Source organism: Mesorhizobium sp. M7A.F.Ca.AU.001.01.1.1, from assembly GCF_004022735.1.
Lineage (GTDB): Bacteria > Pseudomonadota > Alphaproteobacteria > Rhizobiales > Rhizobiaceae > Mesorhizobium > Mesorhizobium ciceri.
Window position 1 is genome coordinate 1 of sequence record NZ_RZPF01000441.1, and the last position, 5,580, is coordinate 5,580.

At 64.1% G+C, this 5,580-nt stretch carries 5 protein-coding genes and 1 pseudogene; all 6 read right to left on the reverse strand.

Going from position 1 to position 5,580, the window contains the following annotated elements:
- Nucleotides 1-100: 100 nt before the first annotated feature.
- Entirely contained in the window at nucleotides 101-721 is a 621-nt protein-coding gene (locus EN884_RS23620; RefSeq protein WP_164774516.1) for an FAD-binding oxidoreductase, read from the reverse strand.
- On the reverse strand, nucleotides 718-1,329 hold the full coding sequence (locus EN884_RS23625; RefSeq protein ID WP_063170438.1) for a molybdopterin-dependent oxidoreductase: 612 nt from the start codon (nucleotides 1,327-1,329) through the stop codon (nucleotides 718-720). Before EN884_RS23625 ends, EN884_RS23620 begins: the two co-directional genes overlap by 4 nt.
- A 148-nt stretch (nucleotides 1,330-1,477) precedes the next feature.
- On the reverse strand, nucleotides 1,478-2,998 hold the full coding sequence (locus EN884_RS23630; RefSeq protein ID WP_063169804.1) for a DegQ family serine endoprotease: 1,521 nt from the start codon (nucleotides 2,996-2,998) through the stop codon (nucleotides 1,478-1,480).
- A gap of 245 nt (nucleotides 2,999-3,243) precedes the next feature.
- Nucleotides 3,244-3,963, reverse strand: a complete 720-nt coding sequence (locus tag EN884_RS23635; RefSeq protein ID WP_063170437.1) for an MBL fold metallo-hydrolase — start codon at nucleotides 3,961-3,963, stop codon at nucleotides 3,244-3,246.
- Between the two features lie 53 nt (nucleotides 3,964-4,016).
- A complete protein-coding gene (locus tag EN884_RS23640) occupies nucleotides 4,017-5,183 on the reverse strand; it encodes a diphosphate--fructose-6-phosphate 1-phosphotransferase (protein ID WP_013528281.1) in 1,167 nt (388 codons plus the stop codon).
- Between the two features lie 100 nt (nucleotides 5,184-5,283).
- A pseudogene (locus tag EN884_RS23645) lies at nucleotides 5,284-5,580 on the reverse strand (L,D-transpeptidase); the annotation flags it as partial.

Below are 5,580 nucleotides of genomic sequence, written 5' to 3' on the forward strand. Positions count from 1 at the left end.
CCGCCGCCGGCTACAACTTCTCCCTCCTGCTCAGGTGGCTGAAGGGGTTTTTGTCGCTCTTGATTGCCCTGCTTCAAATCCGGCCGAAGCCGGTCGCCGCTTAGGGCTCGGATTGTTCACGGTCGACGACGTCCACCCGCCGCGCATAGTCGGCCGGGCGGCGTGCGGCTTCGCGGGTCAGTGTCAGCACCAGCTCGAAGCCGTCCTGACGCTCGTCGAGGGCGATCAGCTCGTCACGAAAGATCACTTCGTCCCAGACCCGGACCGAAAAGACCAGGACGACGGGCACCGCTGAATTCCGTGCGGCGCGGTGGCGGATCATCGACATCAAGGGCACGACGCCCGAACCGCCGCCGACCATCACAAGCGGCCCACTCTCATCCTTCGGCCAGACGAAATGCCCGCCAAGCGGCCCGCGCAGTTCGATTTCGTCGCCAATTGCCGCGACCTCGTGGAAGAAGGGCGAAACCTCGCCATCGTCGAGTTTTTCGATCGCCAGTTCGATTGCGCCATTCGTTTCGGGCGCGGAGGCGATGGAATAGGAGCGGCGCGCCTGATAGCCGTCCGGCGCCGTCAGCCTGACGTCGACATGCTGCCCGGCGCGATAGGCGAAGGGCCGAGACGGCTGAAAAAAGAAGCTGGTGACACGCGGCGTGCGCTTTTCGATGCGGACGATGCCGGCTGTTTGCCAGGGCGACTGCACTGCCGCCGTATCGCTCATGGATCGTTCGTGTAGCGTTGCTCGCGCCATGGGTCGCCATAGATATGGTAGCCGCGCAATTCCCAGAAACCGGGCTCGTCGCGCGAGGTGAATTGCAGGCCGTTCAGCCATTTGGCCGACTTCCAGAAATAGAGATGCGGCACCAGCAGCCTTGCCGGGCCGCCATGATCCGGCGTGATCGGCTTGCCTTCGTAGAGCAGCGCGACCATGGCCTTGCCGGCGGTGAGATCCTTGACCGGCACATTGGTGGTGTAACCGTCGAACGCGTGCGCCAGCGTGAAGCCGGTCGGCGGCTCCACACCCGCGTCGGCAAGGATATCGTCGACCAGCACGCCCTGCCACGGCGTGTCGAACTTGGTCCATGCGGTCACGCAATGGATATCGCGCGTCATCTTGGTCAGCGGCAGCGCGTTGAACTCGGCCCAGTTCCATTTCTTGATCGGCCGTGGCCCATGTTTCAGCGTGAAAAACCAATCCTCGGTGCGCACGCGCGGCGTCGGACCGGCCGACAGCACCGGAAAACCCTGTTCCAGATATTGGCCGGGCGGGATGCGGGCATCGTCATCGGTTGGCGGGCGCCGTCCTGAAGAGAAACCTCGGGTGACCATCGCGGCAATCTCCTGCATCGGGCCGACATCAGCCTGATGCAATGTTCTCGAAGATGTCGTGGCGGGCAACCAAAATCTTGACGGCCGGAGGCCGGAGGGGATCGTCGCCGACGAACCCTGCCGGTCCCGTTCACGTCAAGGCCATTACTCAGCCATTGGCAAAAGGCACCGCGATGTAGATCTGAGCGTCGCCACGCTCGACCAGCAACAGCACCGACTTGCGGCCAGACTTGCCGGCTTGCGCGATTGCCTGGGTTACCTGCCTGGCGTTCTTAACCGGCACCTGATTGACGGCAACGATGATGTCGCCGGCCTGTATTCCGGAAGCGGCGGCGGCTTTGTCGGGATTGACGCTGGCAACCACCGCGCCGTGCTGCTTGCCGGCTAGGTTCATCTGCTGGCGAATGTCGGGCGTTATATCCATCAAGCCGAGCCCTATCGCCGGAGCGCGCCCGGCGCTGGGCGTGTCGGACCCGTCATCCAGCGACGCGGTCTTCGCATCGGCGCTGTTCTGGCCGACATCGACGGAAATCCGCATCGGCTTGCCTTTGCGCCAGACGTCGACCGTTTCCATGGCGCCCGGCGCGACATCGGCGACCGCCCGCGACAGGTCCTTGGGGTCCTTCACGTCCTGCCCGGCAAAGCTGGTGATGACGTCGCCCGTCTCGATGCCGGCCTTGGCCGCCGGCGAGCCGTCATTGACCTCTGAAACCAGCGCGCCGCCGGGATGGTCGAGCCCGATGGCGCTCGCGACATCCGGTGTCACCTCCTGGATCTGAACGCCGAGATAGCCGTACTGGATGGAGCCGCCCTTCATCAGCTTGGCCACCACCTTCTGGGCCTGGTCCGACGGAATGGCAAAGCCGACGCCGACGCTGCCGCCATTGGGCGAATAGATCGCCGTGTTGATGCCGACGACATTGCCCGCGACATCCACCAGCGGGCCGCCGGAATTGCCGTGGTTGATCGGCGCGTCGATCTGGATGAAATCGTCGAACGGCCCGCTATGCAGGTCACGGCCGCGCGCCGAGACGATACCTGCCGTGACGGTGGTGCCGATGCCGAACGGGTTGCCGAAGGCCAGCACCTGGTCGCCTGGCATAAGCTTGTCGGAATCGCCCCATTTGACGGTCGGCAGGGGTTTGTCCGACTTGATCTTCAGCACGGCGAGATCGTTCTTGGCATCGCGGCCGATGAGCTTGGCCGGAAGTTCGGTGCCGTCGTCGAGCGTCACCTTGATCGAAGAGGCCCCATCGATGACGTGATTGTTGGTGACGATGGTGCCGTCGGAGGCGACGATGAAGCCGGAACCCAGCGCCTCGGCGCGCTGCGGTTGCTGTTGCGGCGGCGTCTTGGGCGTCGGCATGCCCTGGTCACCGAAGAACTGGCGGAAATAGTCGTCGAAAGGCGAGCCGCCGTCGAAAGGAGAGGCATCGCTCATCGTTTCAGGCTGTGCCTTCATGACCGTGGTGACCGTCACCACCGCCGGCTTGTCGGCGGCAACGATGGGTGCGAACGAGCCATTGGGCGCAGTGATGCCGGCAACAGGTGTCTGGGTCGTCGGAACGGTGTTGCCCGCGCTTTGGGCGAAAGACATGACGAAGGGGGATATGATCAGCGCAGCGCCCAGCAAGGCCGCGACGCGATGCCTACGAAGGATATCTGACATGGTCGTTTGTCCGGGCGAGAGTTGATCCAGCGCCGTGGCCTCCCATGCGGGAAATCGGTCATCGGCGTGTCGAGGTTGCAATTGCCCGTCTCGCCTACATGGCAGCCAACCGGATCGACGGCCTTGCATCTAGGGCGCGGATTGGCCCGATTTAGGGTTTTCGGGCGACCTTACGAAGATTTAATATCCGCACGGCGGCAGGGTCACAAAGTCGTCGGGTCGCGCCTTGCTGCCTCGCTGGAGCCTCAGCCACCGGCGATTCGTCCGAGATAGGCCGTAGCAATCTCGCGCATGCGCTTGCCGTCGAAGCTCGGTCCGTGTCCTCCATGACCGATACGGATCGGCAGGTCGAGCAGGCGCCGCATCGTACTGATATAGGCGGCCCGGTCGGAATCCGGCAGGTCGTCTATCAGCATGGCGTCGTAGATGGCATCGCCGCTGAAGAACAGTCCGTCGGCCTCGTCGAACAGCGCGATCGAATCCGGTGAATGGCCCGGCAAATGCAGCACGCGAAATTGCCGGTCGCCAAGATCGACGACATCGCCCTCGTCCAGGGTTCGCGTCAACGGCGCGGGCGGGATCCTGTAGTCGGCCGACTTCCATCCGGACGCCGGCAGTTTCGAGACGGCACCCTCGAGGTCGTGGAACATGTAGGCGTAAGTCGCGGCCTCATCCATGGTCTCGAACCGAGCCGCGCTCATTCTTGGCCCGGCCCGCAACGGGAATTCATGCAGCGAGCCGACGTGGTCGAGATGGATGTGGGTGGCAACGACCAGCAACGGCTTGCCCTGCGGCGTCTCGATCTGCGGCGCCAGCGGACAGATGCCCATACCGGTGTCGACGAGCAGGTCGGCATCGCGACCGCGCAGATGCCAGATATTGGCCCGAACATAGGCATGCACGAAGGGCTCGGTCAGCATCGTCGTCTTGCCGTCGACCACGCTCCTGCTGAACCAGCTCGGCATCAAGTGTGAGTCCGGCATACGAAGTGAGCCGGGCATCAGGTGTGAGCCCGGCATCAGACGAAGGGCTTCCCGACCTTGTACTTTTCCGGCACCAGCCGCTTGAGATAGGCCATGCCGGCATCCGACAGCTGATTGACGTCGGGCTTCATGAAATCGTCAGGCATGTGGCGGGTCTTGCCGGCGACGTTCTTGAGCGGCACTTTCTTCAGCACCGTTCTGGTGCCGTCATATTGCAGCGCCACCGAGCCGCCGCCCTGTTCGGCGACGGTGACCGCGAAAGCGCCGGCATCGAAAGCCTCCTGCGCGTCGACCGCGCTGATGGCGCCGATATAGCCGCGCGGCATGTAGCCGAGCGCGTCGACGCGGGCACGCTTGCCGGGCAGGCCTTCCGCCAACGCGCGCTCGAGTGCGGCCGGCAGGTCGCTGCCCGACAGCTTGACGTTGCCATGCGCGTCGCGCTCAAGCTTGTCCGGCGGCACCAGGCTTTCGACCAATGCCTTGCCGTCGGCGGTGCTGACGCCTTCCGAAACGGCGACGATGCAGCGCTTGTGGCGATCGAGCGTGGCACGCACGTCGTCGATGAAGCCAGCGGCCGAGAACGGCCGCTCGGGCACGTAGACGAGATGAGGGCCGCTGTCGGGGTCGAGCTGCCAGGCAGCGGCAGCCGCGGTCAGGAAGCCCGCATGCCGGCCCATGACGATGCCGACATAGATGCCGGGCAGCGCGCGAAAATCGAGATCGACGGACAGGAAGGCGCCGGCGACGAACTCGGCCGCCGAAATAAAGCCCGGCGTGTGGTCGTTTTCCTCGAGATCATTGTCGATGGTTTTTGGCGCATGAACAAAGGCAATTGAGCCGCCGGCGGCGTCGGTCAGGATCTGCTGGGTACCCGACGTGTCGTTGCCGCCGATATAGATGAAGGCGTCGGCGCCGGCCTTCTTCAGGCCGTTGAGGATGACATCGCAATAGGCGGCGTCGGGCTTGTCGCGCGTCGAGCCGAGGGCGGCGCTCGGCGTGCCGGCAATCAGCCGCAGGCGGTCTTCCGGAATGGCGGAAAGGTCGACATAATTGCCGTCACGGATGCCGCGCACGCCATGGATCGAGCCCAGCACCTTGGCACCGGGATGCCGCTTGCGGATCTCCAGCGTCGCCCCGACAACCGTCTGGTTGATGACGGCGGTTGGGCCGCCGCCCTGCGCGATGACAAACGTTCCAGCCATGCTTGATTTCTCCCGGCGCGATGGTTTTCAAGGCACCTTGGCCTGTCTTGTCGCATCGCGCAACGGGAGTTTCGAGCGGCGCCAACACGCCGCATAAGCGTCAGACGACGACGACCGGATTTTTCTTGGAGACGCGGCTGTAGAGGTCGATGATGTCCTGGTTGATCAGGCGCACGCAGCCCGACGACATCGCTTGCCCGATGCTCCACCATTCGGGCGAACCGTGGATGCGATAGCCGGTGTCCTTGCCGTCCTGGTAGATGTAGAGGGCACGCGCGCCGAGCGGATTGGTGAGGCCGCCGCCGGAGATGATCGCCCGCAAGCCTGAACTGGTGAAATGGCAGGCCGGACCAGCGGAAACCGTCCTTGCCGATGCCGACGCCATAACGGATGGCAT